At 69.6% G+C, this 24983-nt stretch carries 25 protein-coding genes; 10 read left to right on the top strand and 15 right to left on the bottom strand.

What is annotated here, in order from left to right:
- The first annotated feature begins 112 nt into the window (after positions 1-112).
- Both ACLL81_RS05535 and rarD read left to right on the top strand, forming a co-directional pair.
- Positions 113-1144, top strand: coding sequence for an aspartate-semialdehyde dehydrogenase (locus tag ACLL81_RS05535; protein ID WP_411287346.1), 1032 nt, complete (start codon positions 113-115; stop codon positions 1142-1144).
- Between the two features lies 1 nt (position 1145).
- Positions 1146-2066 carry an EamA family transporter RarD gene (gene rarD / locus ACLL81_RS05530; RefSeq protein ID WP_411287345.1) on the top strand — a complete coding sequence of 307 codons (921 nt, stop codon included), beginning with the start codon at positions 1146-1148 and terminating at the stop codon, positions 2064-2066.
- Here the strand turns inward: rarD and ACLL81_RS05525 are convergent.
- The 5 genes from ACLL81_RS05525 to ACLL81_RS05505 form a co-directional block, all read right to left on the bottom strand.
- On the bottom strand, positions 2047-3345 hold the full coding sequence (locus ACLL81_RS05525) for a serine hydrolase domain-containing protein (protein ID WP_411287344.1): 1299 nt from the start codon (positions 3343-3345) through the stop codon (positions 2047-2049). The genes rarD and ACLL81_RS05525 overlap by 20 nt on opposite strands.
- An 84-nt stretch (positions 3346-3429) precedes the next feature.
- Positions 3430-4554, bottom strand: coding sequence for a serine hydrolase domain-containing protein (locus tag ACLL81_RS05520; protein WP_411287343.1), 1125 nt, complete (start codon positions 4552-4554; stop codon positions 3430-3432).
- A 14-nt stretch (positions 4555-4568) separates the two neighbouring features.
- Complete coding sequence (locus tag ACLL81_RS05515; RefSeq protein ID WP_411287342.1) at positions 4569-5396, bottom strand: PfkB family carbohydrate kinase; 828 nt, start codon at positions 5394-5396, stop codon at positions 4569-4571.
- 24 nt (positions 5397-5420) lie between these two features.
- Positions 5421-6812 carry an adenosylhomocysteinase gene (gene ahcY, locus ACLL81_RS05510; RefSeq protein WP_411287341.1) on the bottom strand — a complete coding sequence of 464 codons (1392 nt, stop codon included), beginning with the start codon at positions 6810-6812 and terminating at the stop codon, positions 5421-5423.
- Positions 6813-7021: 209 nt separating this feature from the next.
- Positions 7022-8512 (bottom strand): CHAD domain-containing protein, encoded by a 1491-nt coding sequence (locus ACLL81_RS05505; protein ID WP_411287340.1) that lies wholly within the window; start codon positions 8510-8512, stop codon positions 7022-7024.
- 69 nt (positions 8513-8581) lie between these two features.
- Here ACLL81_RS05505 and bioB point away from each other — a divergent pair, with 69 nt between their 5' ends.
- From bioB to ACLL81_RS05490, 3 genes are read left to right on the top strand one after another with little or no spacing between them, the layout of a single operon-like run.
- Complete coding sequence (gene bioB / locus ACLL81_RS05500) at positions 8582-9577, top strand: biotin synthase BioB (RefSeq protein WP_411287339.1); 996 nt, start codon at positions 8582-8584, stop codon at positions 9575-9577.
- Positions 9578-9587: 10 nt separating this feature from the next.
- Positions 9588-10550 carry an ABC transporter ATP-binding protein gene (locus ACLL81_RS05495; protein WP_411287355.1) on the top strand — a complete coding sequence of 321 codons (963 nt, stop codon included), beginning with the start codon at positions 9588-9590 and terminating at the stop codon, positions 10548-10550.
- Positions 10547-11308, top strand: coding sequence for an ABC transporter permease (locus ACLL81_RS05490; RefSeq protein WP_411287338.1), 762 nt, complete (start codon positions 10547-10549; stop codon positions 11306-11308). The genes ACLL81_RS05495 and ACLL81_RS05490 overlap by 4 nt, the downstream gene beginning before the upstream one ends.
- 34 nt (positions 11309-11342) lie before the next feature.
- Here the strand turns inward: ACLL81_RS05490 and ACLL81_RS05485 are convergent, their stop codons facing one another.
- From ACLL81_RS05485 to ACLL81_RS05465, 5 genes are read right to left on the bottom strand one after another with little or no spacing between them, the layout of a single operon-like run.
- On the bottom strand, positions 11343-11618 hold the full coding sequence (locus ACLL81_RS05485) for an HPr family phosphocarrier protein (RefSeq protein ID WP_411287337.1): 276 nt from the start codon (positions 11616-11618) through the stop codon (positions 11343-11345).
- A complete protein-coding gene (locus tag ACLL81_RS05480; RefSeq protein ID WP_411287336.1) occupies positions 11615-12019 on the bottom strand; it encodes a PTS sugar transporter subunit IIA in 405 nt (134 codons plus the stop codon). The genes ACLL81_RS05485 and ACLL81_RS05480 overlap by 4 nt, the downstream gene beginning before the upstream one ends.
- A 56-nt stretch (positions 12020-12075) precedes the next feature.
- The gene (locus ACLL81_RS05475; protein WP_411287335.1) at positions 12076-12510 is read right to left on the bottom strand and encodes an HPr kinase/phosphorylase; all 435 of its coding nucleotides are present in this window, start codon (positions 12508-12510) and stop codon (positions 12076-12078) included.
- Positions 12507-14114: a stimulus-sensing domain-containing protein gene (locus tag ACLL81_RS05470; protein ID WP_411287334.1), complete on the bottom strand. Its 1608-nt coding sequence runs from the start codon at positions 14112-14114 to the stop codon at positions 12507-12509. The genes ACLL81_RS05475 and ACLL81_RS05470 overlap by 4 nt, the downstream gene beginning before the upstream one ends.
- Positions 14083-14796, bottom strand: coding sequence for a response regulator transcription factor (locus ACLL81_RS05465; RefSeq protein ID WP_411287333.1), 714 nt, complete (start codon positions 14794-14796; stop codon positions 14083-14085). Before ACLL81_RS05465 ends, ACLL81_RS05470 begins: the two co-directional genes overlap by 32 nt.
- 158 nt (positions 14797-14954) lie before the next feature.
- Here ACLL81_RS05465 and ACLL81_RS05460 point away from each other — a divergent pair, with 158 nt between their 5' ends.
- The gene (locus ACLL81_RS05460) at positions 14955-16667 is read left to right on the top strand and encodes a hypothetical protein (RefSeq protein WP_411287332.1); all 1713 of its coding nucleotides are present in this window, start codon (positions 14955-14957) and stop codon (positions 16665-16667) included.
- Here ACLL81_RS05460 and pseC read toward each other — a convergent pair.
- Both pseC and pseB read right to left on the bottom strand, forming a co-directional pair.
- Positions 16656-17819 (bottom strand): UDP-4-amino-4,6-dideoxy-N-acetyl-beta-L-altrosamine transaminase, encoded by a 1164-nt coding sequence (gene pseC / locus ACLL81_RS05455; RefSeq protein ID WP_411287331.1) that lies wholly within the window; start codon positions 17817-17819, stop codon positions 16656-16658. The genes ACLL81_RS05460 and pseC overlap by 12 nt on opposite strands.
- A complete protein-coding gene (pseB, locus tag ACLL81_RS05450) occupies positions 17819-18862 on the bottom strand; it encodes a UDP-N-acetylglucosamine 4,6-dehydratase (inverting) (protein ID WP_411287330.1) in 1044 nt (347 codons plus the stop codon). The genes pseC and pseB overlap by 1 nt, the downstream gene beginning before the upstream one ends.
- Before the next feature lie 96 nt (positions 18863-18958).
- On the opposite strand from pseB, the gene ACLL81_RS05445 reads away from it, so the two are divergent.
- Both ACLL81_RS05445 and ACLL81_RS05440 read left to right on the top strand, forming a co-directional pair.
- Positions 18959-19360 carry a hypothetical protein gene (locus tag ACLL81_RS05445; RefSeq protein ID WP_411287329.1) on the top strand — a complete coding sequence of 134 codons (402 nt, stop codon included), beginning with the start codon at positions 18959-18961 and terminating at the stop codon, positions 19358-19360.
- 380 nt (positions 19361-19740) lie between these two features.
- Positions 19741-21933 (top strand): family 16 glycosylhydrolase, encoded by a 2193-nt coding sequence (locus ACLL81_RS05440; RefSeq protein ID WP_411287328.1) that lies wholly within the window; start codon positions 19741-19743, stop codon positions 21931-21933.
- Between the two features lie 166 nt (positions 21934-22099).
- Here ACLL81_RS05440 and ACLL81_RS05435 read toward each other — a convergent pair whose 3' ends face one another.
- Genes ACLL81_RS05435 through ACLL81_RS05425 form a run of 3 tightly spaced genes read right to left on the bottom strand, consistent with a single transcriptional unit; the run spans position 22100 to position 23851 of the window.
- Positions 22100-22876, bottom strand: a complete 777-nt coding sequence (locus ACLL81_RS05435; RefSeq protein WP_411287327.1) for an SDR family oxidoreductase — start codon at positions 22874-22876, stop codon at positions 22100-22102.
- 10 nt (positions 22877-22886) lie between these two features.
- A complete protein-coding gene (locus tag ACLL81_RS05430; RefSeq protein WP_411287326.1) occupies positions 22887-23195 on the bottom strand; it encodes a 4a-hydroxytetrahydrobiopterin dehydratase in 309 nt (102 codons plus the stop codon).
- On the bottom strand, positions 23192-23851 hold the full coding sequence (locus ACLL81_RS05425) for an HAD-IA family hydrolase (protein WP_411287325.1): 660 nt from the start codon (positions 23849-23851) through the stop codon (positions 23192-23194). Before ACLL81_RS05425 ends, ACLL81_RS05430 begins: the two co-directional genes overlap by 4 nt.
- A 66-nt stretch (positions 23852-23917) precedes the next feature.
- On the opposite strand from ACLL81_RS05425, the gene ACLL81_RS05420 reads away from it, so the two are divergent.
- Entirely contained in the window at positions 23918-24277 is a 360-nt protein-coding gene (locus tag ACLL81_RS05420) for a hypothetical protein (protein WP_411287324.1), read from the top strand.
- Positions 24274-24983, top strand: a 710-nt coding sequence (locus tag ACLL81_RS05415) for a heme-dependent oxidative N-demethylase family protein (protein ID WP_411287323.1), incomplete at its 3' end; no start/stop codon positions are given. The genes ACLL81_RS05420 and ACLL81_RS05415, both read left to right, overlap by 4 nt.

The raw sequence follows: 24983 nt of genomic DNA, 5'->3' as shown, positions 1-24983 counted from the left end.
ATATTAGGCGCCAGCAGGCGGGGGCCATCTAGGCGCCGCAGGATGCTTGCCTTGCGTTGCAGCCCACCCGGGCGTAACGGGACGCTCCCCTATTTGAAGTTGGAGAATTGCGATGGGTTACCGGGTGGCCGTTGTCGGCGCCACGGGCAATGTGGGCCGCGAGATGCTGAACATCCTCGAGGAATTGAATTTCCCCGTGGAGAAGATTCACGCGATCGCGTCACGCAAATCCATCGGCCTGGAAGTCGCGTTCGGCGACCGGGTCCTCAAGTGCGAGGACGTCGAGCAGTTCGACTTCACCGCCGTCGACCTGGTGCTGATGAGCGTCTCGGGGGCGTTTTCCCGCGAGTGGGCGCCGAAGATCGGCGCCGCCGGCCCCATCGTCATCGACAATTCGTCGGCCTGGCGCATGGACCCGGACGTTCCCCTGGTGGTCCCGGAGGTGAATCCGGACGACGTGGAGTGGGCCAGCCGCAAGAACATCATCGCCAACCCCAACTGCTCGACCGCCCAGCTGGTGGTGGCCCTGAAGCCCCTGCACGACCGCGCCCGGATCAAGCGCGTGGTGGTCTCGACCTACCAGTCGGTGTCCGGCGCGGGCAAGGAGGGGATGGACGAGCTGTTTGACCAGACCAAGAACGTCTTCGTGCTGGGCGCCACGCCGCCGAAGACGTTCCCCAAGCAGATCGCCTTCAACGTGATCCCGTTCATCGGCGCCTTCCAGGACGACGGCTACACCGACGAGGAGCAGAAGATGTGGAAAGAGACCCACAAGATACTCGACGCCGACATCGCCCTGACCGTCACCTGCGTGCGGGTGCCGGTGATGGTGGGTCACTCCGAGGCGGTGAACATCGAGTTCCACGAGCCGCTGGACGAGGACGAGGCCCGCGACATCCTGCGCGAAAGCCCCGGTCTGATCGTCATCGATAAGCGCGACGACAAGGGCTACATGACCCCCAAGGAGGCCCAGGGCGAGTTCCCGGTCTTCGTCAGCCGCATCCGCAGGGACCCCACCGTCGAGCACGGCCTGAACCTGTGGGTGGTGGCCGACAACCTGCGCAAGGGCGCGGCGCTGAACGCCGTGCAGATCGCCGAGCTGTTGCACGACCGCGGCCTGATCCGCCAGAAGGCGCTCGCCTGAGATGACCGCGCCGTCCGCGCCTGGCGGCGAAGCCCGCCTGGCGCTGACGGCGGGGGTCGCCTGCTTCCTGCTGTGGGGCTTTGTGCCGCTGGCCTTCCAGGCCATCGGCCGGTTGGGCGTGGGGCCGCTGGAGACCCTGGCCCAGCGCACCTTCTGGAGCATCCCGGCCGCCGGCCTGTTCGTGCTGCTGGCCGGCCAGGGCGCCCAGGTGCGCGCGGTGCTGCGCAATCCCAGGGTGCTGCGCTGGCTGGTGCTGTCGTCGCTGCTGATCGCCATCAACTGGATCACCTTCATCTGGGCGGTGACCTCGGGCCGCCTGCTGGAGGCCAGCCTCGGCTACTACATCAACCCGCTGGTCAACGTGGCCGCCGGCGCGCTGCTGTTCCGTGAGCGGGTCGACCGCGTCGCCCAGGTGGCCATCGTCCTGGCCGTGCTGGGGGTGGTGTTGCAGGCCATCGCCCTGGGCCACCTGCCGTGGGTGTCGCTGGTGTTGGCCTTGAGCTTCGGCGGCTATGGCATAGTGCGCAAGCAGGTGGCGGCGGACGCCCAGACCGGCCTGTTGGTGGAGTGCCTGTTCCTGGGCCTGCCGGGCCTGGTCTATGTGGCCTGGCTGCAGAGCCAGGGCGCAGGCCACTTCTTCGACAGCCCCGTCTCGGCGGCCTGGCTGATCGCCTCGGGCCCGATCACCGCCGTCCCGCTGGTGCTGTTCGCCTGGGCGGCGCGGCGGGTTCCCCTGTCGGTGATGGGCTTCCTACAGTTCATCGGCCCGACCATCAGCTTCATGATCGGCCTGGCCCAGGGCGAGGCGTTCACCCCGCTGCGGGCGGCGTCGTTCGGCTTCATCTGGGTGGGCGCAGCGGTGTTCGCCCTGGGCGCCTGGCGCCGGTCGCGGGCGATCCCGGTCATAGCGGCGGCGGAGTAGGCTCCAAGGTCCGTCGGCGTCGGGTCAGGACGGCCGCGGCGAGCCCGGCGACGAGGATCGCGCCGGACCCGACCGCAAGCCAGCGCAGCATCTGGCCAGCCTGCATCATCACCGACATGGTATCGACCTTGCCCGTGTTCCAGAACACCCAGTCGCCGGCCAGCTTGGTGGCCAGCTGCCGATTTCCGGTCTCCAGAACCACGATCCCGTCGCCGCTCGCCGGATCGAACCGGGCGGCGGTGTTGATGGCCGGCGCGTTACTGCCGTCGTGCCCGATGCTGTAACCGCCCGCTCCGTTGGGGGCATAGAGGATGACTCCCAGCCCCCAGATGTCCGCGCCGTATTGCTTCGCATGGGGCGTGCGCATCAGTTCCAGGGTGGCTGGGGACAGCACGCCGCGCCCGGGCGCGGCGCCGCCGGGCCCGGGCATCTGCGCCTGGATGAAGCGTGTGAGATCCGCAACCGAGGTGTAGAGCGAGGCCGCGCCCGTGGCCGTGAAGCGGTAGTGCGTCGCCTCCGAGCCATCGGTGTCATAGAAGGCCGCTAGGTTAGAGGCGCCCGCCGCTGGCAACTCGAATGTCGACCGGTTCATGCCCAGGGGCGCCAGCACAGCCCGTCGCATGTAGGCCGCGAACGGCTCCCCCGAGACCTCCTCGATGACCAGTTGCAGCAGCGTATAGCCCCCGCCGGAATAGTCCCAAGCGCCCCCCGGCTCTGCGCCCACGCGCACGGCGCCTTCCGCCCCCGGCGAGGCGTCGGCAGCGCGCGTCAGGGAGGCTTCCAGAGTCTGGATCGGCTTGCCCGGCGCGAAGCCGCCATAGCCCAGGCCGTCGGTCAGACCAGCTGTGTGGCTTAGCAGGCGCCGGACGGTCACCTGGGAGTTATCGAACGCGCTGGGCGGGAGCTTCCAGCGGGAGAGGTAGCTGTCCACCGGCGCGTCGAGGTCCAGCCGGCCGTCCTGCACCAGGGTCATCACGCCCCAGGCGGTGATCCACTTGCTGAGCGAGGCCACCTGAAAGAGCGTGTCGCCATCCACGGGACGCCCGCGAGAGACGAAGTGGCTGTCCACCACCCGTGCGTCGTCGATCAGCACCATGGCCAGATTGCCCGGGTGGCCCGTCCCGATCTTGCTGACCGCGGCTTGCATGAAGGCCCGGGGCTCCGCTCGCGGCGCCAGCGGTTGGCGGCCCCACCCCTCGAGGGTCGCAAACACCACCAGCACGCACCAGGCGGCGGCGGCGAGGACCGTGGCGAGGCCGATCCCGATCAGTCGGCGCATGCTGACATCCCATGGGGTCCCGGCGGGATCCGGAGCGGCCCACCCTGCGTCAGCCCCGGTGAAGCTTCAAGCCGGCGGAGTAGGCTAGAGCCCCGCGTAGGCTGCGTCGATCAGGCGCCGCGCCCGCTGGTCGCCCAGGAGGTCGGTGGACTGCTTGTTCATCACATAGGCGCCGGCGAGGTCGGTTTCCGGGTCGGCGAAGGCGCAGGAACCGCCCCAGCCGGAGTGCCCGAAAGTGGCGTCGCCAGGTCCCCAGGGGTGGACCGTCTCGTTGCGCATGAACCCCGCCCCCCAGCTCATCACAAAGGGCAGCACCAGGTCCTGGCCGCGGATGCGCTGGCGCGAGGCCTCGGCGATCAGCGCCGGCGACAGGACCTGTTCACCGTCCAGCCAGCCGCCATTGGCCAGGGCGCCCATCAGCCGCGCCAGGCCGTGGGCCGTGCAATGGCCATTGGCGGAAGGGATTTCCATGCGCCGCCAGTCGGCCTGGCCGCGGCCGGCGGGTGAGGACCAGGGCGTCAGGAAGGCCGCGCGGGTGGCGGCGTTGGGCTCGCCGAAGTCCGGCAGGGCGCTGGGTCGCTGAAGTTCGGCGACGCGGGCGAACTCAGCGTCCGGCAGGCCGATCCACAGGTCGAGACCGAGCGGCCCGGCCAGGTCTTCGCGCAGCGCGGTACCCATGCTGCGGCCCTCCACCCGGCGGAAAATCTCGCCGGCGATGTAGCCAAAGGTGATCGGGTGATAGCCGCTGGCGGTCCCCACCGGCCACAGGGGCGCCATGGCCGCCAGCCGGGCGCAGATGGCGTCCCAGTCGAACCACTCCACCGGGTCCATCTCGTCGGGGAAGCCGGAGAGGCCGGCCTGGTGCGACAGGGCCTGTTCCACGGTGACCGCGCCCTTGCCGGCCTGGGCGAACTCCGGCCAGACCGAGGCCACCGTCTGGTCGTAGGCGAGCTTGCCTTGGTCGACGAGCCTGGCGATCAGCAGGGCGGCGATGGCCTTGGTGGTGGAGAACACCGGCGTCAGGGTCGCCGCGTCGAAGGCCAGCGTGCGCTTGCGGTCGGCGTGGCCGGCCCACAGATCCAGCACCACCTCGCCGGCCTGCACCAGGGTGAACCGCGCGCCCAGCTCCTCGCCCGCCGCGAAGTTGGCGGCGAACGCGGCCTTCACCGCGGAAAAGCGGGCGGGCGCGAAGCCTGCGATCTCGACCATGGAGCCTCCGGAACTCAGAGCCGCTCTATACGCAACCGGGCGGTCGGACGCACCAGCCGCTCACCGAGCGCTATGATCGGCAGCTCCCGGGCGCGCCAGTCCTGGGCGGCCTGGACCGCCTCGGCGGCCGCCCGGGCGGCGCGTTCGGCGGCGGCCAGCGGCTCGAGACCCTCCACGAGCCCAGCGCCGAAGCTGGCCGTCACCAGGTCGCCCGTGCCGTTGGGAACGCCGTTCAGCCGGCGATGGGCGAAGAGGGTGGCGCCGTCCGCATCCACATAGGCCAGGCCGATCTCGCCCGGCCCCGCGGGCGCCGAGGTGACCAGCACCGGGCGGCCGAGCCTGCGCGCCGCGCCCGCGATGTCGCCCTGCGACAGGTGTTCCAGCTCCCAGAGGTTGGGGGTCAGGTAGTCGGCCAGGGGGACCAGCCGCTCGGCCACGGCCAGGGCCACCTCCGGCTTGACATAGAGGCCGCCCGGGGCGTCGCCGAGGATCGGATCCACCACCACGATGACCGACGCCCTGAAGGCGCCGTCCCGGGGCGCGGCGCGGATGCGGGCGATGGCCTCGGCGGCGATGGCCACCTGTTCGGGCAGCGAGAAGTGGCCGGTGATCACCAAGTCGCAGAGGCCGAACAGCCCCTCGGCCTCCACGTCGGCCAGCATGCGGGCGAACAGCTCTGGGTCCGTGGCCTGGCCCCGGGCGCCCCTGGCTGGGCTGCGGCCCAGCAGGACGGTGGGGACCAGCACGGGATCAATGCCGTGCCGGGCCAGCACATACTGCTGCGCGGCCCCGCCGATCCGGGCAGCGGCCACATAGGAGGAAAGGATCAGGGCGAGCGGCACACGCTCACCCTAATCGGCTTGCGCCTAGTACCGGTAGTGGTCCGGCTTGAACGGGCCTTGGGTGGGCACGCCGATGTAGTCGGCCTGGTCCTTGGACAGCGTGGTCAGCTTCGCGCCCAGCTTGGCCAGGTGCAGCATGGCGACCTTCTCGTCGAGATGCTTGGGCAGGGTGTAGACGCGGGTCTCGTACTTGGCGCCGTTCATCCACAGTTCGATCTGGGCGAGGGTCTGGTTGGTGAACGAGGCGCTCATCACGAAGCTGGGGTGGCCGGTGGCGTTGCCCAGGTTCACCAGGCGGCCCTCGCTGAGCACGATGATCTTCTTGCCGCCCGGGAATTCCACGTGGTGGACCTGATCCTTGATCTTGTCCCACTTGAAGTTCTTCAGGCCGGCGATCTGAATCTCGGAATCGAAGTGGCCGATGTTGCAGACGATGGCGTTGTTTTTCATCTTCCGCATGTGCTCGACCGTCAGCACGTCCTTGTTGCCGGTGGCGGTGACGAAGATGTCGGCCTTGTCGGCCACGTCTTCCATGGTCTGGACCTCATAGCCCTCCATGGCCGCCTGCAGGGCGCAGATCGGGTCGATCTCGGTGACGATCACCCGGGCGCCGCCGTTGCGCAGAGAGGCCGCCGAGCCCTTGCCCACGTCGCCGTAGCCCAGGACCACCGCGACCTTGCCCGAGAGCATCACGTCGGTGCCGCGGCGGATGGCGTCCACCAGGCTCTCGCGGCAGCCATAGAGGTTGTCGAACTTGGACTTGGTGACGCTGTCGTTGACGTTGATGGCGGGAAACGGCAGCTCGCCGCGCTCGGCCATCTGGTAGAGGCGGTGGACCCCCGTGGTGGTCTCTTCCGACACGCCCTTGCAGGCGTCGCGGATCGCCGAATAGAAGCCGGGCTTCTCCGCCAGGTAGCGCTTCATCACCTCGAAGAGGGCTTCCTCCTCCTCGTTCTGCGGATTGGCCAGGACGCTGGGGTCCTTCTCGGCCTTGGGGCCCAGCACGCAGAGCAGCGTGGCGTCGCCGCCGTCGTCGAGGATCAGGTTGGGATAGCCGCCGTCGGCCCACTCGAAGATCTTGTGGGCGTATTCCCAGTACTCGATCAGGTTCTCGCCCTTGATGGCGAACACCGGGGTGCCCTGGGCGGCGATCGCCGCGGCGGCGTGGTCCTGGGTGGAGAAGATGTTGCAGGAGGCCCAACGCACGTCGGCGCCCAGGGCCTGCAGGGTCTCGATCAGCACCGCCGTCTGGATGGTCATGTGCAGGGAGCCGGCGATCCGCGCGCCCTTCAGGGGCTGGCTCTTGCCGAACTCGGCGCGCACGGCCATCAGGCCGGGCATCTCGGTCTCGGCGATATCGATTTCCTTGCGGCCGAAGTCGGCCAGCGTGATGTCCTTCACGACATAGTCGGTCATGGAAAAGTCCTTACGGCGAGAAGCAGAAGTCGCAGGTGTATAGCGACCTGAGCAGGTCGCCGCAATTGGGATATAAAGAAATCTTTATGTGATCTTTCGCGGGCGGATCCAGCGTGTGGGGGCCTCCCGCCCGAGACGATCGGGGTATCTGGCGAGGTGCGGCGGGGGGTGGGCCGCCCGCGCGCGCCCGGCGATGGCGGCGGGCAAGATCAGCGGCGCCAGAAGGGTTCTGTCTCTCGCAGCCGCTCCAGGGCCCTGGCCGCCCGGCCCAGGTGGCGCGGGGTCTCGGCGGCCTTCAGGCCCACCAGTTCGCCCGCCGCGAAGGCCGCATCGGCGTCCAGCTTCAGCCCGGCCACCAGGGGCTCGGCGGTGGCCACGTCGTTGAGCACGCCCAGCTCGTCCTGCAGCCCCTTCAGCCGGTCGATGAACCTCTCTGCGGCCTTCTGCGGGTAAAGGCTGGAAAAGGCCTCGGCGGCGTAGCGCAGCTTCTTGGCCTCGATCCGCGCCTCGTGGCGGGCCGCATCGTCCGTCTCGGCGAGCTTGCGGCCGCGCCTGCCGAGCTTCTTCAGCCGCCGGTCGAGGGCCTCGGCGGCGAAGGCGGTGGCCAGGGCCTGACGCGGCTTGCGCAGGCCGGGGTCCTCCAGCCAGCCGCCGGTCTCCACCCAGGCGGCGGTCTCCAGCAACAGGGCCCGGAAGCGCTGCGAGGACGCGGCGCGGGCGACCTTGCGCGCGGCCCGCCGGCGGGCGGCCTCGACGGCGGCGCAGAGCGCCTCGAAGCCCCGCGGCTGGGTGTCCATCTCGCGGGCCGGGCGCAAGATCTCGGCGCGGAACACGTCGAGATTGCGGGCGTCGTCGCAGGCCCGCGCCAGCCACCTGAGCTCACCCCTGACCCAGTCCGCCCGCTCGCCGCGGATCACCTCGGCGAAGGTGGAGAGCGTGCTGCGCAGCCGGCGCGCCGCCACGCGCAGCTGATGCACGGCGTCCTCCTGCGGGCCCTCGCGCAGGATCTGGGCGTTGCCGGCGATGTGGGCGAGCGCGCCGCGGGCCACCGCCTGGAAGGCCTCCGCAGCGGTGGCGTCGGGCGACAGGCTCACCCGCTCCTTGCGGCGGGCCTGCGGCCGGGAGCCCGCCACCAGCGCCTGGCCCTGGGAGGACTTGCCGTCGAACGACAGATAGAGGGGGGCTGCCTGGGACAGCTCCCGCGCCATCTCGAACAGCGCCGCGGGCGGGCCGGACTTGAGCTCCAGCTCCACCTCGCTGATCGGCGCCTGCCCGGCTCCGCCCTGCACCTCGCCCAGGTCGATGGCCAGCTCGATGGAGGTCCGCCCCAGGCGGATCAGCCGCTGGCGGCGCGTGATGCGCACGTGGAAGGCCGGCTTCAGGACGTCGGGGCCCATCTGCGGCAACAGGTCCGGCAGGGGGCCCAGGCTGGGATCGGGCGCCAGGCTCTCGATGTCCGCCTCATGCTCCTCGCGGCTCATCCCCTGGCCGCGCTTCAGCGTCTGCACGCGCCGGCCGTTGCTTTCGCGCACCCGCAGCGAGACGCCGGCCTTTTGCAGGTCGCCGTCCACCGTGTCGAAACAGACGCTGATCAGTTCGCGGCACTCGTCGTCGCCGGCCGGCGCCGCGGCCAGCACCGCGCCCAGGTCGGCGGGCGCGCAAAGGAACTTCAGCTCGATCTCACGGCCCTGGCCGCTCATCGCCGCCTCGCGGTTGCCGTCCCCAGCAGGGCCGCGCTATGGCGGGCCTCCGCTCTCCAGGAGTTCCTCATGAACGCTCACGTCCGCCCTGTCGACTCCGGCCAGCCCCGACACGACTGGACGCTTGCGGAGGTGGAAGCGCTGTTCGAGCTGCCGTTCACCGAACTGGTGTTCCGCGCCGCGCAGGTCCACCGGGTGTGGTTCGACCCCACCGAGCTGCAGCTCTCCCAGCTGCTGTCGGTGAAAACCGGCGGCTGCCCGGAGAACTGCGGCTACTGCAGCCAGTCGCAGTCCTTCCAGACCGGGGTGGCCGCCACCAGGCTGATGGAGGCGCAGGCGGTGATCGCCGCGGCGGCCGAGGCCAAGGCCGGCGGGGCGCAGCGGTTCTGCATGGGCGCCGCCTGGCGCGACCTGAAGGACCGCGACCTGCCGAAGGTGGCCGCGATGATCGCCGGCGTTAAGGCGCTGGGCCTGGAGACCTGCGCCACCCTGGGGATGCTGACGCCTGACCAGGCGCGCGGCCTGAAGGCGGCCGGGCTCGACTACTACAACCACAACCTCGACACCGGGCCGGAGTACTACGACCAGGTGGTCACCACCCGCACCTACCAGGACCGGCTGGACACCCTGGCCGCCGTGCGCGAGGCGGGGATGTCGACCTGCTGCGGCGGCATCGTCGGCATGGGCGAGACCCGCCGTGACCGGGCGGGCCTGCTGCACCAGCTGGCCACCCTGCCGGCCCACCCCGACAGCCTGCCGGTCAACGACCTGATGCCGATCGCCGGAACGCCCCTGGGCGGCTCCACGCCGGTGGACGGCCTGGAGTTCGTGCGCATGATCGCCGTGGCCCGCATCGTCTGCCCCCGGTCGGTGGTGCGGCTGTCGGCGGGCCGCGAGCACATGAGCCGCGAGCTGCAGGCCCTGTGCTTCCTGGCAGGCGCCAACTCGATCTTCGTGGGCGCACGCCTGCTGACCACCGCCAACCCTGACAAGGACACCGACGAAGGCCTGCTGGCCGACCTGAAGATGCGGCCCATGACCATGGGCGTGTCGCAACCGGCCTAGTTAAACCGTCCTGAGGGACCTATCTCGGGGACCACGGGGGAAGCGCGTGCAGCCGATCATTTCCATTCAGGGCCTGACCAAGACCTATGCCGGTGGTTTCCAGGCGCTGAAGGGCGTCGACCTGGAGATCCGCCGCGGCGAGATCTTCGCCCTGCTGGGTCCCAACGGCGCGGGCAAGACCACCCTGATCAGCGTGGTCTGCGGCATCGTCAACCCGACCTCGGGCATCGTGCTGGCCGACGGCCATGACATCGGCCGCGAGTACCGCGCCGCCCGGGCCAAGATCGGCCTGGTGCCGCAGGAACTGTCCACCGACGCCTTCGAGACCGTCTGGGCCACGGTGAACTTCTCCCGCGGCCTGTTCGGCAAGCCCACCAACCACGCCTATGTGGAAAAGGTGCTGCGGGACCTGTCCCTGTGGGACAAGAAGGACGCCAAGATCATGACGCTGTCCGGCGGCATGAAGCGCCGGGTGATGATCGCCAAGGCGCTGTCCCACGAGCCCACCATCCTGTTCCTGGACGAGCCCACCGCGGGCGTCGACGTGGAGCTGCGCCGGGACATGTGGGAGATGGTCCGCGGCCTGCGCGAGAACGGCGTCACCATCATCCTGACCACCCACTACATCGAGGAGGCCGAGGAGATGGCCGACCGGATCGGGGTGATCTCCAAGGGCGAGCTGATCGTGGTGGAGGAGAAGGCCGCCCTGATGCGCCAGCTGGGCAAGAAGCAGCTCACCCTGCACCTGCAGGAGCCGCTGGCGGTGATCCCCGCCGACCTGGGCGGCTACCAGCTCGAGCTGGCGGCGGAGGGCGCCGAGCTCACCTACACCTTCGACGCCCAGGCCGAGCACACCGGCATCGCCGAGCTGCTGCGCGAGCTTTCCAAGCGCGGGGTGGACTTCAAGGACCTGCAGACCAAGCAGAGCTCGCTCGAGGAAATCTTCGTCAGCCTGGTGAGCACGCGCGCATGAACCTTTATGGAATCCGCGCCATCTACCGCTTCGAGATGGCGCGCACCTTCCGCACCATCGTCCAGTCGATCGCCGCGCCGGTGATCACCACCTCGCTCTATTTCATCGTCTTTGGGGCCGCGATCGGCTCACGGATGGCCCAGATCGACGGGGTCAGCTACGCGGCCTTCATCGTGCCGGGCCTGATCATGCTGTCGATCCTCACCGAGAGCATCTCCAACGGCTCCTTCAGCATCTACATGCCCAAGTGGTCCGGCACGATCTACGAGATGCTGTCGGCGCCGATCTCGGCCACCGAGATCGTCATCGGCTACGTGGGGGCGGCGGCGTCGAAATCCATCCTGATCGGGTTGATCATCCTGGCCACGGCGCGGCTGTTCGTGGACTTCGAGATCGCCCACCCGGCGGTGATGCTGCTGTTCCTGGTGCTGACCTCGGTGACCTTCAGCCTGTTCGGCTTCCTCACCGGCATCTGGGCGGATGGCTTCGAGAAGCTGTCGATCATCCCCACGCTGGTGATCACCCCGCTGACCTTCCTGGGGGGCAGCTTCTATTCGATCAGCATGCTGCCGCCGGTCTGGCAGACGATCGCCCTGTTCAACCCGGTGGTCTATCTGGTCAGCGGCTTCCGCTGGAGCTTCTATGGGGTTTCCGACGTGGGCGTTGGCGTGAGCCTGGCCATGACCCTGGTGTTCCTGGCGGCGTGCCTGACCGCGGTCACCTGGATCTTCAAGACCGGCTGGCGGCTGAAGACCTGACGGCGGGGTGAGGGGCGGCGCCAGGAAACGCCCGCTACTCGTCCTCGTCGAAGCGGGCGGCGACCAGGGCGGCGAGGGCGTCGAGGGCGGCGGCGGCGTCGCGGCCCTCGGCGACAATCTCGATGCAGCAGCCGGGGCCGGCGGCCAACATCATCAGACCCATGATCGAGCGGGCGTCGACGCTATGGCCGTCCTTGCTCACCATCACCTCGGCGTCGAAGGTGGCGGCCGTCTTGACGAACTTGGCGGAGGCGCGGGCGTGCAGGCCGCGCTTGTTGACGATCTCGACCGTGCGGGTGTTTGCGCTCACTTCTCGCCGGCCAGCACGTAGGAGGCGACGGAGATATACTTGCGCCCGGCCTCCTGGGCGTGGGCCACGCAATCCGCGAGGCTCTGGCGGCCGCGGACGCTGGCGAGCTTGATCAGCATCGGCAGGTTGAGGCCGGCGATGACCTCGGCCTGGGTCTGTTCCATCACCGAGATGGCGAGGTTGGAGGGCGTGCCGCCGAACATGTCGGTGAGCAGAATGACGCCGGCGCCCGTATCGACCCGCTCGCAGGCCAGCAGGATCTCGCGCCGGCGGCGCTCCATATCGTCCTCGGGCCCGATGCAGATCGCCTCCACCGCCGCCTGCGGCCCGACCACATGCTCCATGGCGGAGATGAACTCCTCCGCCAGCCGCCCGTGGGTCACAATCACGAGCCCGATCATGCCTGTACTTCCAAAGGGTATCCCCACCCGAGCGGCGGAGACGGCCGCGAGCGGTGCTAAATACGCCTCTTGCGGCCGGCGTCAAAGGCGTCGAGCGCGCGGCGGAGTTTCGCAGGCGCCGAGGGCTCGCGCGGGTCGAGGATGACCACCGGCAAGGTCACGCCGACCAGGTCCTCGGCGCGGGCCTCGGGGACCCGCTCGGCCGCCCCGCAGCGCACGATGAGGGCGATCTCGCAGAACGGCAGGGCCGGTTCGGGCAGCACCCCAAGACCCCGCGCCTCGATCAGGTCGCGCAGGGCGTCGGGCGCCCGGCCGAACAGCCGCCCCCGCGACGTCCAGACCAGCACCCGGTCGTCCGCCACCAGCCGAAAGCCCTGGTCCAGCGCCCGGATCGCCAGGTCGCTCTTGCCTGCGCCGGACGGCCCCTCGATCAGCACTCCGCGCCAGCCCGCTTGGTCGTGCAGAGCGATCAGGCCGGCGTGACGGATCACGGTCCGGCCTCGGGCAGGGTCAGCACGAAGAGCGCGCCGATGATCGCGTCGCCTGCGCCCAGCCGATTGTCGGCGGTCAGCGTGCCGCCGTGCGCCTCGGCGATCTGGCGGGCGATGGACAGGCCCAGGCCGGAGTTGCCGCCGAACGCCGCGCCTTTGGGCCGCGAGGTGTAGAAGCGCTGGAACACCGTCTCCAGGTTCTCCTGCGGGATGCCGGGGCCGTTGTCGGAGATCATCGCCAGCACCTGGCCGCGGACCTTGGCCATGGTGATGCTGACCTGGTCCCCCGGCTGGCTGAACGAGCGGGCGTTGTCGATCACGTTGCGGAAGATCTGGCTGAGCGGCACCTCGCGACCGGATACGCGGATGGGCTCCAGGCCGCCCGGCGGCTGGAAGTGGACGCTCACCTCGCCTGGCTTGGCGGTGGCCTGGTAGAGCGCCACGATGTCGGCCACCAGCCGCTCCAGGTCGACGATGCGCGGCTGGTCACGGGAGAGCTCCGCGTCCAGCCTGGAAGCGTTCGAGATGTCGGTGACCAGCCGGTCCAGCCGCTGGACGTCGTTCTTCAGCACGTTGAGCAGCCGCTCGCGGGCGCCGGCGTCGGTGACCAGGTCCAGGGTCTCCACGGCTGAGCGGAGCGAGGTCAGCGGGTTGCGGATCTCATGGGCGACGTCGGCGGCGAAGCTCTCAATGGCGTCCATCCGCTCGGACAGCGCCTGGGTCATGTCTTCCAGGGAGCGGGTCAGGTCGCCCAACTCGTCATCGCGGTTGGCCAGGTCCGGCAGGGAGATCGCCCGGGCCCGCGACAGCCGCACCCGGTCCGCGGCCCGGGCCAGCCTGCGCACCGGCTGGGCGATCAGGCGGTTCAGCAGCAGGGACGAGGCCAGGGTCACGGCGATGGCGATCAGGATGAAGGGGATCAGGGCGGCGCGCTCGCGCGCGATGATCGCGTCCACGTCGCTGGCCTCCAGGGTCAGCACCCCCAGCACCGCCTGCACGTGCTGGATCGGGATCGAGACCGAGACCACCCGGTCGCCGTCCTCGCCGCGCCGGACGCTGGAGACGTGGCGGCCCCTCAGGGCGCTCCGCACCTCCGCGGCCAGCGCCTTGCGCGCCGCGGCCGGCGGGGCGGGCGCCGGCTTGGGCATCTGCAGGTCGAGGTTGAGCCCCTTGGCGTCCTCGCGGGCCCTGGCCGGCGGCAACACCTTCCACTCCACCCGGTCGACCACCCAGTCGCTGTCGGCCACCAGTGCGCCCTTGGCGTCGAACAGCCTGGCCCGCTGGGTCTTCGGATTGGCCAGCATCCGCAGGACGATCTCGTTGGCGTAGTCCGCGTCCATGGAGGGGGCCGGCTCGCCCACCGTAGCGCCGGAGTTGATGATGTCCGCCATCAGCTCGCCCTGGGTGGTCAGGCTGTCGATGCGCGCATTGACCAGGCCCCGGCGCAGTTCGTTCAGCACCAGGGCCCCGGCGATGAGGATCGCCAGGCCCAGGACGTTGAGCGCGATGATCAGCCGGCCAAGCCGCGTTCCGGGCAGCCAGCGGAACCGCGAGGGCCGGGGGGCCCGCCGCTCAGGTTTCGCGGTATCGGTAGCCGACGCCATAAAGGGTTTCGATCGCGTCGAACTCGGGGTCGACGTCCCGGAACTTCTTGCGCATGCGCTTGATGTGGCTGTCGATGGTGCGGTCGTCCACATAGACCTGATCGTCGTAGGCCGCGTCCATCAGGTTGTCGCGGCTCTTCACGAACCCGGGGCGCTGGGCCAGGGACTGCAGCAGCAGGAACTCGGTGACCGTCAGCTTCACGGGCCTTCCCTCCCACAGGCAGTCGTGGCGGGCGGGATCAAGGGTGAGCTTGCCGCGCTTGATGGCCCGCGACGCCTCCGCCGCCGCGGAGCCCGCCGGCGGCGGTTCCTCGCCGTCGACGCCGGCCCGGCGCAGCACCGCCTTCACCCGCTCGATGAGCAGGCGCTGGCTGAACGGCTTGTGCATGTAGTCGTCGGCGCCGAGGTTGAAGCCGAGGATCTCGTCGATCTCCTCGTCCTTGGAGGTGAGGATGATCACCGGCATGTCGGAGGTGCGCCGCAGCCGGCGCAGCACCTCCATGCCGTCCATGCGCGGCATCTTCACGTCCAGGATCGCCAGATCCGGGGCGTCGTTCTCCAGGGCGGCGAGGCCGGAGGCGCCGTCGAAATAGGCTTTGACGGTGTGGCCGTGGCTCTCCAGAGCCAGGCTGACCGACGTGACGATGTTCTCGTCGTCGTCCACCAGGGTGATCTTGGCCATCTGAGGTCGAGGTCTCCGCGAGTTCGGTTGTTCAGGCTATTCGCCCCGCACCATGGCCTCAATGGGGCTCAAGCCGCAGGTGTTCCGCACAGTCTCCGCTCAGTCAACGCAGCCTTAAGCTTGTTCCGCCAACGTTGCGCCGTCCGGGGGGATACCAGATGGACGGTCTTCGCGTGCATTTCGAGGTGTACGTCCGAAAAACATCGGGCGCCGGCTGGACGTTGGAAATGGCCTGCGAGGACCGCGCCCTGGCCGTCGCCACGGCGAAGGACCTGGTGGCCGAAGGGCGCGTGGCTGCCGCCAAGGTCACCAAGGAGGCCCTGGACGAAGAGACCCGCGAGTTCAAGACCGCCACCATCCTGAACCTCGGCGCCCCGGAGACCGCCCACAAGCCTAAGGTGCGCGTCGAAGCCGAACCGCTGTGCGTCACCCCCCAGGACCTCTACACGCCGCACGCCCGCGAGCGGATCGGGCGGCTGCTGGAAGGCTGGCTGGAACGCAACCACGCCACCGCGTTCGAACTGCTGCACCGCCCCGACCTGGTGGAGCAGCTCGAGGCCTCCGGCATCGACCTGCAGCACGCCATCCAGAAGATCGCCATTCCCGAGGCCCAGGCCCGCGGGGCCACCGTCCACGAACTGATCCGGGTGTTCCATGCCCTGGTGGAGCGCGCCATCGAGCGGCTGCTGCGCGACGCCCGCAAGGGTGTGCTGCCGGACGTGGACAAGGAAGGCTTCGCCGCCACCGCCGCGCGGGTCGGCAAGGACCCGGACCGGGCCTATCTGCTGGGCGCCGGCGTCGCCGCCTGCATCGCGCCGGCCCTGAGCTGGGCCGAGAAGGTCGCGCGCCTGCTGGACCTGGCCGACGCCGCGCCCGAGGCCGGCCCGTCGCGGGCCCTGGCCATCGCCACCCTGGAACAGCCCCTGGCCGAGATCCTCGGCTCCAAGCCCGGCCTGGAGGACATCCTCGGCAAGGGCATGGACCTGGGCGCCAAGCTGGGGGCCATGACCCGGCTGGCCGGCGGCCGCGCCGTGGAGACCCTGGTGAGGACGGAGGCCTCGGTGGCCAAGGTGATGCCGCCGCTGTCGCCGGCCGCGGAACGGCTTGCCCGGTGGCTGGGGGCGGAGGACTTCGCCGATGTGCGCGCGGCGCTGGGCCGCCGCATCCTGCGCGAACTGAACGGGCCCCAGCGGCTGCGCCCCGGCGACGCCGCGGGCGAGATCGACATTCTGCGAGCTCTGGCCATGTCGCTCACCGCGGCGTCGGGCAAGCTCCTGCCGCTGGAGGACGTCCAGGCGGCGTTCTCCGCCCGCTCGCGGATGCTGGTCACCGGCGATTTCGTCGAGGCCTACCTCGGCCAGGGCCAGTCGGCCCGCGAGGAGGTCGCGGCCCTGGTCTGGCTCACCGAGAACGTCATCGGCGGCGCCAACAAGCGCCAGGCCGGCCGCTGGCTGCACGCGGTGATCGCCGCTCTGCGGTTCGAGAAGGAAATCCGCGGCGGGCCGGACAGCGCCGCCGTGCGGCTGGGGGCGCTGGCCGCCCTGCAACGCTCGGTGGGGCGGTGCGGCCTGGTGGAGGAGGATTTCGTGCCCATCCAGACCAAGCTCGGCGACCTGGGCGGCCTGGTCGAGAGCCACGCCCGGCTGGCCGCCAGCCTCGCCAAGGCCAATGCGCCGGCGGTGCACCGGCTGACCTTGCTGCTGAAACTGGCGATCGGGGAGACCGCCCCGCTGGGGCCCGCCGCCAACCGGGCCCGCGCCGAGGCCCTGAAGCTGGTCCGCCACGACGCCACCCGCAGCGAACTGGCCAACGCCCCCGAGCAGGTGGAGGCCGTCCGCGAGCTGATCCAGCAGGCGGGGCTAGCCGCCTAGGGCGGCCTTCAGCGCGCCCGCCACCCGGCCCACGTCCGCGTCCGCCATGCCGGGGTAGAGCGGCAGGGAGAGGCAGCGGGCGTACCAGGCCTCGGCGCCCGGCAGGTCCAGCGCGCCGTAGCGGCCGCGGTAGTAGGGCTGGCGATGCACGGGGATGTAGTGGACCTGGCTGCCGACGCCTTGGGCGCGCAACGCGTCGACCACCGCCAGCCGGGACCGGCCGGCGGCTTCGAAGTCGATCAGCACGGTCATCAGGTGCAACACCGGATCGCTCCAGGCGGGGGAGGCGGCCTGGCGAATGAGGGGGGCCAGGGGCGCAAGGGCCTGGGCATAGGCGCTGGCCAGGGCGCGGCGACGCGCCGCGAACCGGTCGAGCTTGGCCAACTGGGACAGGCCCAGGGCGCAGAGGATGTCCGGCAGGCGGTAGTTGAAGCCCGGCTCCGGCATCTCGTACCACCAGGGCTCGGCGCCGGGCGGCCTGACCATGCCGTGGCTGCGCAGGGTCCTCAGGCGCTCGGCCAGCGCCGGGTCATTGGTGGTGACCATGCCGCCCTCTCCGGTGGCGATGGTCTTCACCGGATGGAACGAGAAGGTGGCCATGGCCGAATGGCGCGCGTCACCCACCTGCTCGGCCACGTCGCCGAAGGTCATGGTGGTTCCCAGCGCATGCGGGGCGTCCTCCACCAGCACGGCGCCGGCCTCGGCGGCGGCGGCCCGCAGGCCCGGCAGGTCGCAGGCGTCGCCCCGCAGGTGCACGGGCAGGACGCAGCGCAGCCTGCGCCCGCCCAGCCGGCCCATGGCCTCGCGCAGGGTGTCCGGCGTCATCAGGCCGCTGTCGGGGTCAACGTCGGCGAACACCACCTCGGCGCCCACGTAGCGGGCGCAGTTGGCGGTGGCCAGGAAGGTGATCGAGGGCGCGATGCACACCTCGCCCGGCTGCACCTCCAGCGCCAGCATCGCCAGGTGCAGGGCCGCCGTGCCGTTGGCGCAGGCCACCGCGTGGCGGGCGCCGACCGTCCGGGCGAACGCCGCCTCGAAGGCGTCGACGGTGGGCCCGGTGGTGAGGAAGTCGGCCTTCAGCGCGGCCACCACCGCGGCGATATCGTCGTCCTCGATGGTCTGGCGGCCGTAGGGAAGGACGACGTCGGCCATCAGTCGGTCAGGCGCCGGCGCGGCTCGCCGTCGTGCAGCAGCGCCAGCAGGCCCTCGCCCGACAGCCACTCCTCGTTGGTGTCGCTGGCGTAGGAGAAGCCCTCGTCCGGCCGGCCGCCGGCGAAGGGCTCGCGGGTGTACTCCACGAACGCCGGCTCGATGGCGTAGCGGTCGCCCAGGTCGACGGTGGCCCTGGCGTCGTCGGCGGAGATCATCATCTCGTGCAGCTTTTCGCCCGGCCGGATGCCCACCACCTTGACGCCAAGGCCAGGCGCCATGGCGGCGGCCAGGTCGGTCATCTTCATGGACGGGATCTTGGGCACGAAGATCTCCCCGCCGCGCATCACTGCCAGCGACGACAGCACGAAATCAACGCCCTGGTTCAGGGTGATCCAGAACCGGGTCATCCTGGGGTCGGTGATCGGCAGCTCGGTGGCGCCCCGGGCGATCAGCCGCTGGAACAGCGGCGCCACGGAGCCCCGCGAGCCCACCACATTGCCGTAGCGCACCACCGAGAACCGCGTGCCGATGTCGCCCGACAGGTTGTTGGCCGCCACGAAGGTCTTGTCCGAGGCGAGCTTGGTGGCGCCATAGAGATTGATCGGGTTGCAGGCCTTGTCGGTGGACAGCGCCACCACCTGCTGCACCCGGTTGGTCAGGCAGGCCCAGACCACGTTCTCCGCGCCCATGATGTTGGTGTGGATGCACTCCGAGGGATTGTACTCCGCCGCCGGCACCTGCTTGAGGGCCGCGGCGTGGATCACCACGTCGACCCCGCGCAGGGCCAGGATCAGCCGCTCGCGGTCACGCACGTCGCCAAGGAAGAAGCGCATGGCCGCCAGCTTCTCCGGCGCGAACTTCTCGGCCAGGTCGAACTGCATCTCGCTCTGCTTCAGCTCGTCCCTGGAATAGACGATCAGCTTGCGCGGTTCGGCCTTGGCCAGCACCGTCTCGATGAAGCGGCGACCGAAGGAGCCGGTGCCGCCGGTGACCAGGATGACCTTGCCGTCGAGGTCCAGGGAGGTCGGCGAAAATCGGCCCAAGGGGGGCTCCGCAGCAGCGGGACGAATCGTCCCGGCCCCACAGTCGCGCACGCCGCGTAAAGAGAGCGCTAACCCTAAGGCGCGCCCTATGCGGGCATGCTTCGCCGCCGCCTCATCACCCTTGTCGCCAGCGCCGCCCTGGCCCCGGCCGGCGCGCTGGCCGCCGGCAAGTCCGAGAAGAAGCGGGTTGGGGGCGACAGCTATGTGGTGATCAAGACCCTGGTGGGAACCACCGTGCGCCAGGGCGGGCGGCGCGGCGTGATGACCGTCGACTGCGGCCTCGACATCCCCGACGCCGCCCTTCGCGACCGCGCCGAGAGCGTGCTGCCCCGGCTGCGGGCGGCCTACGCCCAGATCGTGCAAACCTACGCCGCGGGCCTGCCCTCCGGCGCGGCGCCCAACGCCGACTTCATCGCCCGCGCCCTGCAGCGCCAGACCGACGCCGTCCTCGGCAAGCCCGGCGCGCGGCTGCTGGTCGGCGCGATCCAGGTGAACTGAACCGAGACGCTCCCCCTGTCCGCGCGCGCCGCGCTGGGGCGGCAACCCGCGCGGCGTCCGCGGCGTGCCCAGGCGCCACGTTGCGGATCGTGAGCCGATGGCTGCTTTCGACCCGGTGCGGATAGTCGTCATGGAACATGCCTGACGGGTGTGCGCCATGCGCCGAAATGGGGCTGCCGCGCAGTACGGATCAAGCTTGCTGTGAAGGTTCCCCAGACGAGGCGCCGTGGGTGTGGACTCGCGAGCGCCTGAGGAACGACCGGCTGCGACACAGGCGCGCGATCAAGCGGGTGTGGCATTTGACCCACGCGACCTCCAGCGCGTCCTGACGCACGTCTGAAACGCAGCTGGGCGGCTGCGCTTCGAGTCGGGGAAACTGAATGTCTCTTTACAAGTACGACGGGTCTGCCGCGAGCCAGACGCCTGATCCCGTCGCCCACTTCTACGGGACCGACGGAGTCGACACGCTGACGGGCTCCGAAAAGCCCGAGTCCTTCTGGGGCGGTCAGGGCGACCTAATGACCGGAAATGCCGGCGACGACACCTACTATGTCCGCTCCACGCTGGACCGGGTGGTGGAGCAGCCCGGCGGCGGCTTTGACCGCATCTCGGCCTGGCTGAACATTGACCTGGCGAAGTACGCCAACGTCGAGAACCTCAAGGTCGAGAACAGCGGGACCTACGGCGCGGGCAATGGGCTGGACAATATAATCGAGGGCGGCGCCGGGTCGCAGCAGCTCTATGGCGGCCTGGGGCAGGACATCCTTATCGGAGGCGCGGGCGCTGACACCTTCATCGTCGTGAAGGGCGAAGGCAGCGACGTCATCCAGGACTTCAGCGTCCTTGAGGATAGGGTCCGATTGAAAGCAGGCCTGACGGATTTCGCCCAGGTTCAGGCGAAACTCACCCAGCTCGGCTCCGACGTGAGGCTCGACCTCGGCGACGGCGACGGACTGATGTTCCGCAACCTGCTCACGACCCAGTTTACGGCGGCCAACTTCCAGCTGGAGTTCGACCCTTCAAAGCTCGGCGCTCTTACCTTCGCCGAGGAATTCTCGGGACCGCTGTCCGTCTGGGACGCGCAGAGCAATCCGACCGGCATCTGGCGGCCAGACTACGGCTACCAGGGCTCTCAAGGGGTGGGATCGTACACTCTCGTCGGCAACAACGAGACGCAAATCTACACGTCCCGTTACTTCCGCGATCATCCCGGCGACTTCACGATCAACCCGTTCGTTCAGAACGCCGACGGCACCCTGACCATCCAGGCGCGGCCCACCACGAATCCTGAGGTGACGGAATGGGGCTACAACATCACCTCCGGGATGCTGACCACGCGTGGAGGTACACCCTGGACCAGCGAGGCCAACTATCCGGCCTCCTTCGCACAGACCTACGGGTACTTCGAAATGCGCGCCGACATGTCCGAGGCCAAAGGGACCTGGGGCGCCTTCTGGCTGGCGACCGCGGACTACAGCTGGCCTCCTGAGCTCGACATCGTGGAGAACCCCATCGGGGACGCCAACGAGGCGTGGACCAGCGCACACTCGAACGCCACGGGCTTACACACCTCGGTCGGCCAGGCCAATTTCGTGCCCGGCAGCAGCCAGGGCTTCCACACTTACGGCGCGCTTTGGACCCCTACGACCATCACCTGGTACGTCGACAAGGTTGAGGTGTTCAAGACGGCGACTCCGGCCGACATGAACAAGCCGATGAGCATCATCGTCAATCTGGCGACGGGCGGTTGGGCGGGCAGCGTGACCGACCTCGCCGGCGCCGACATGAAGATCGACTACATCCGGGCTTACACTCTGCCGGGGACAACGACCACGGAACCTGCACCGGCGCCCACTCCGAGCCACCAGAACACCCTCTTCAGCCTTGCCCCAAGCGAGGCTCCCACCACCAGCGTGGTCGGCGGAGTGAAGAGGGACAACTTGGCAGGCACGATCGGAAACGATCTGCTGGACGGGAGAGGCAACAACGACACCATGAGCGGCGGAGCCGGCGACGACACCTATCTGATCGACCGCTCCGGCGACAAGGTCGTGGAAAACGCCGGCGCCGGGATCCACACTGTGCGCAGCACCGCCAGCGCGTACACGCTAGGCGCGAACGTCGAGCACCTAAAGCTTGAGGCGACGACCGCCCAATCCGGCACGGGCAACGAGTTCAATAACATCCTCATCTCGAATGATGCCGGCGCAACACTGTCTGGCGGCGCGGGCAATGACATCCTGATCGCCGGCCGAGGCGGCGACGTGCTCACCGGTGGTGCGGGCAAGGACATCTTCGATTTCGACCGAATCCCCACCAGGGGCGCACGGATCACCGACTTCGTACGGGGCGAAGACATGATCGATCTGCGAGGCCTTTTCACCGCCGCGGGGTACAAGGGCGCAGATCCAGTCGCAGACCGTTACCTTGAGCTGAGATCGGACGGCGCGGGCGGCACGGCGATCTACTTCGACGCGGACGGGGCCGGCTCTTCTGGCTGGAGCTTGGTGACCACCGTGGAAAAGGTGCAACCCGCGAGCCTCACTGGGCAGAACGACTGGTTCTTCGCTTGACCCGGCTCGCAAGGGCCTTGTCCGAGCGCGCGCGATGCGGCAGCCAGGCAAGCTAGGTCTCGACACACTATTGAAGGCCGCTTCCGCGCCGGCTTTCCACCCGCAGTGGAGTCTTGCCGGGTCGGTAGTTGGGGCGGAGGGCCTGCCACAGGCGGCGTCAAGGCCGTCACATCGCCGAGATGCCGCCGTCGAGCTTGAGTTCGGCTCCGGTCATGAACTTGCTCTCCTCGGAGGCCAGGTAGAGCACCGCGTTGGCGATGTCGTCGGGCTCGCCGATGTGGCCGATGGGGATTTGCCGGGCGAGCTTGCCCTCCGCCACCTCCTTGCCGAATCGCTGGCGCAGCGGGTCGAGGATCGGGGTGTCGATGAAGGTCGGGTGGATGGAGTTGGAGCGGATCGCCAGCCCCTGCTTGGCGCAGTGCAGGGCGATGCCCTTGGAGAGCAGCCAGACCGCCGCCTTCGACGCGTTGTAGACCGGCGAGTTGTGGGCCGCGATCAGGCCGGCGATCGAGGAGATGTTGATGATCGAGCCGGGCTGGTTCTGGCGCATGTATTTCAGGGCGTGCTTGGTCCCCAGGAACACGGAATCGACGTTGACCCCCATCACCAGCTTCCAGTCCTCCAGGCTGAGGCTCTCGATGTCGCCGCCGCGGCTGATGCCGGCGTTGTTGACCAGCACGGAGATGCCGCCCATGGCCGCGTCGGCCTCCTCCAAGGCGAAGATCCACTGCTCCTCGCGGGTGACGTCCAGGGGGAAGGCGAAGGCCGTGCCGGCGCCGTGAGCGGCGTCGATGCCGGCGGCCACCGCCGTGGCGCCCTCCAGGTTGATGTCGGCGATGGAGACCTTGGCGCCCTCGGCCGCCAGCCGCCTGGCCATGGCCGCGCCGAGGCCCTGCGCGCCCCCGGTGATGAACGCCTTCTTGCCCGCGACCCGTCCCGTCATCGTCAACTCCTCAGTCTTTCGCACCGAGACCCTTGGCGGCCTCGTCCATGAATGTGGCCAGGGCGACGTCCAGCTCGGTCACCCCGTCGGCGTCGTGGGTGGTCAGGGTGACCTCGACCTTGTTGTAGATGTTGGACCACTCCGGATGGTGGTCGAGCTTGTCGGCCATCAGCGCCACCCGGGTCATGAACCCGAAGGCTGAGTTGAAGTCCTTGAACGCATAGGTGCGGCGGATCGCGTCGCGGCCCTGGCTGCCGCCCACCCAGCCGGGCAGGCGCCCCAGCGCCGCATCAGCCCCGATCTTCACCGGCCGGCTCACGCCGCGGCCTCGGCGGCGAAGGCGAGGCCCGTGGCGGCGGCGAGGTCGGCCAGGGTCTGGTCCACATCCACCACCTTGATGGCCCGCATGCCCAGCGCGGCCGCCGGCTTACAATTGATCCCCAGGTCGTCGAGGTAGACGCAGGCTTCGGGGCGCACCGCCAGCAGGTCGCACATCATCAGGTAGATCTTCGGGTCGGGCTTGCGCACGCCGGCCTTGGAGCTTTCGATGATGGCGTCGAACAGCGGCATCACCTGGCCCATGGCGCCCGCCGCCTGCTGGCCCGCGTCGGCGCCGGGGCTATGCATGGAGACCACATTGTTGGTGATGCAGCCCACCTTGAAGTGCTGCTTGCAGGTGTTCAGCGCCGCCACCATCCGCGGCCGCAGCGCGCCTGAGAGCAGGGGCAGCACGTCGCGACCCGGCAGGGGGTGGCCGAGCGCTGTGGACTCGGCCAGGAACAGCACATCGAACCCCGCGGGGTCCACCTCGTTGCGTTCAAACAGCGCCCAGGCGTTGGTGTCGGGGTTGGTGGCGTTCACCCGGCGGATCAGGTCGCGGGGCAGGCCTCTGTCGGCTTCGTAGCGGTTGAACGCCTCGAACGGCGAGGTGGTGAACACCCCGCCGAAATCCCAGATCACCGCCTCGACCGCCATCGTCCGCTCCAATCCCGCAACGCGCCGGAAGCTAGAGAGAGGGCCCGAGACGTGCAAGTAAGCGGCATGCAGTTTGATCGCCTGCCCCAGCCGTTGCGGGTCGCCCTGTTCGCCGCGGCGACGGGGCTGATCCTCTATCTGTCGCTGGCGCCCACCACCGCGATCCCCAGCGTGGACCTGTGGGACAAGGCGCAGCACGCGCTGTCCTTCGCGAGCCTCACGGCGCTGGGCCTCGGCTTCTGGCCCAGCCGCTGGAAGGCGGTGGCTGGCCTCGCCCTGGGGCTAGGGCTGGCCATCGAGGGGCTGCAGGCGAACATGGGGCTGGGGCGCCATGGCGACTGGCGCGACGTGCTGGCCGACGCCGTGGGGGTGCTGGTGGCGCTGCGCCTCGTCCAGGCGCTGCGCTGGATGCGGAGACCCCGGTGAGCCTGCGCCATGCGCCCTGGGAGGAGGCCCACGCGTTCACCATCGGCCTGAAGCCCATCGCGCCCGGGGCCTGGTTCGAGGGCGGCGAGGCCGATCCGGCGCGGCGCAAGGACACCCTGCTGGCCGCGCAGGGGGGCCTGGTCTGGGCCGAGGCGCCGGGCTCGCGGGGCGGGCAGGCGGAGGTGCTGGCGCTGGTCGCCCAGGCGCTGGGCCGGGAGATTCCGCAAGGTGGCTGGCCACCGCTCTACGCCGCATCCCGCCAGGTCGCCGACGACCTCTGCCTGATGGAGACGCGCGACGGAGAATGGCGGCTGACGGCGCTGTCGCTTTCCGCCGGCAGCTTCTTCACGGCGTCCGGCGTGGTGGGCCGCAACCTGGCCGAACTGCACGGCCCGGTGACCGGTTTCGCCGAGCGCCTGCTGACCCGCGTCACCCGCATCTTCGAGGGGCTGCGTGACGGCCTGGTGCTGGAGCGCCGCAACTGGTCGGTGGTGAGTTCCGACGAACTGTTTGCGCCCTCCTCCAGCGCGCAGCGGGCGCGGATCGGCGAGATCGACCCGGAGCGCGCGGCCGACGCCCTCTACGTGCGGGTGGAGCGCCAGACGCTGCGTCGCCTGCCGCAGACCGGGGGCGCGGTGTTCACCATCCGCGTCTGGCTGGACCCGCTGGCGGCCAGGCGACCGGGCTCCGCAGCGATGGCCGACAG

This window comes from Phenylobacterium sp. (genome assembly GCF_046590535.1).
GTDB lineage: Bacteria > Pseudomonadota > Alphaproteobacteria > Caulobacterales > Caulobacteraceae > Phenylobacterium.
Note: the sequence above shows the minus strand (reverse complement) of the source record. Positions and strands in the feature narration are given on the sequence as shown.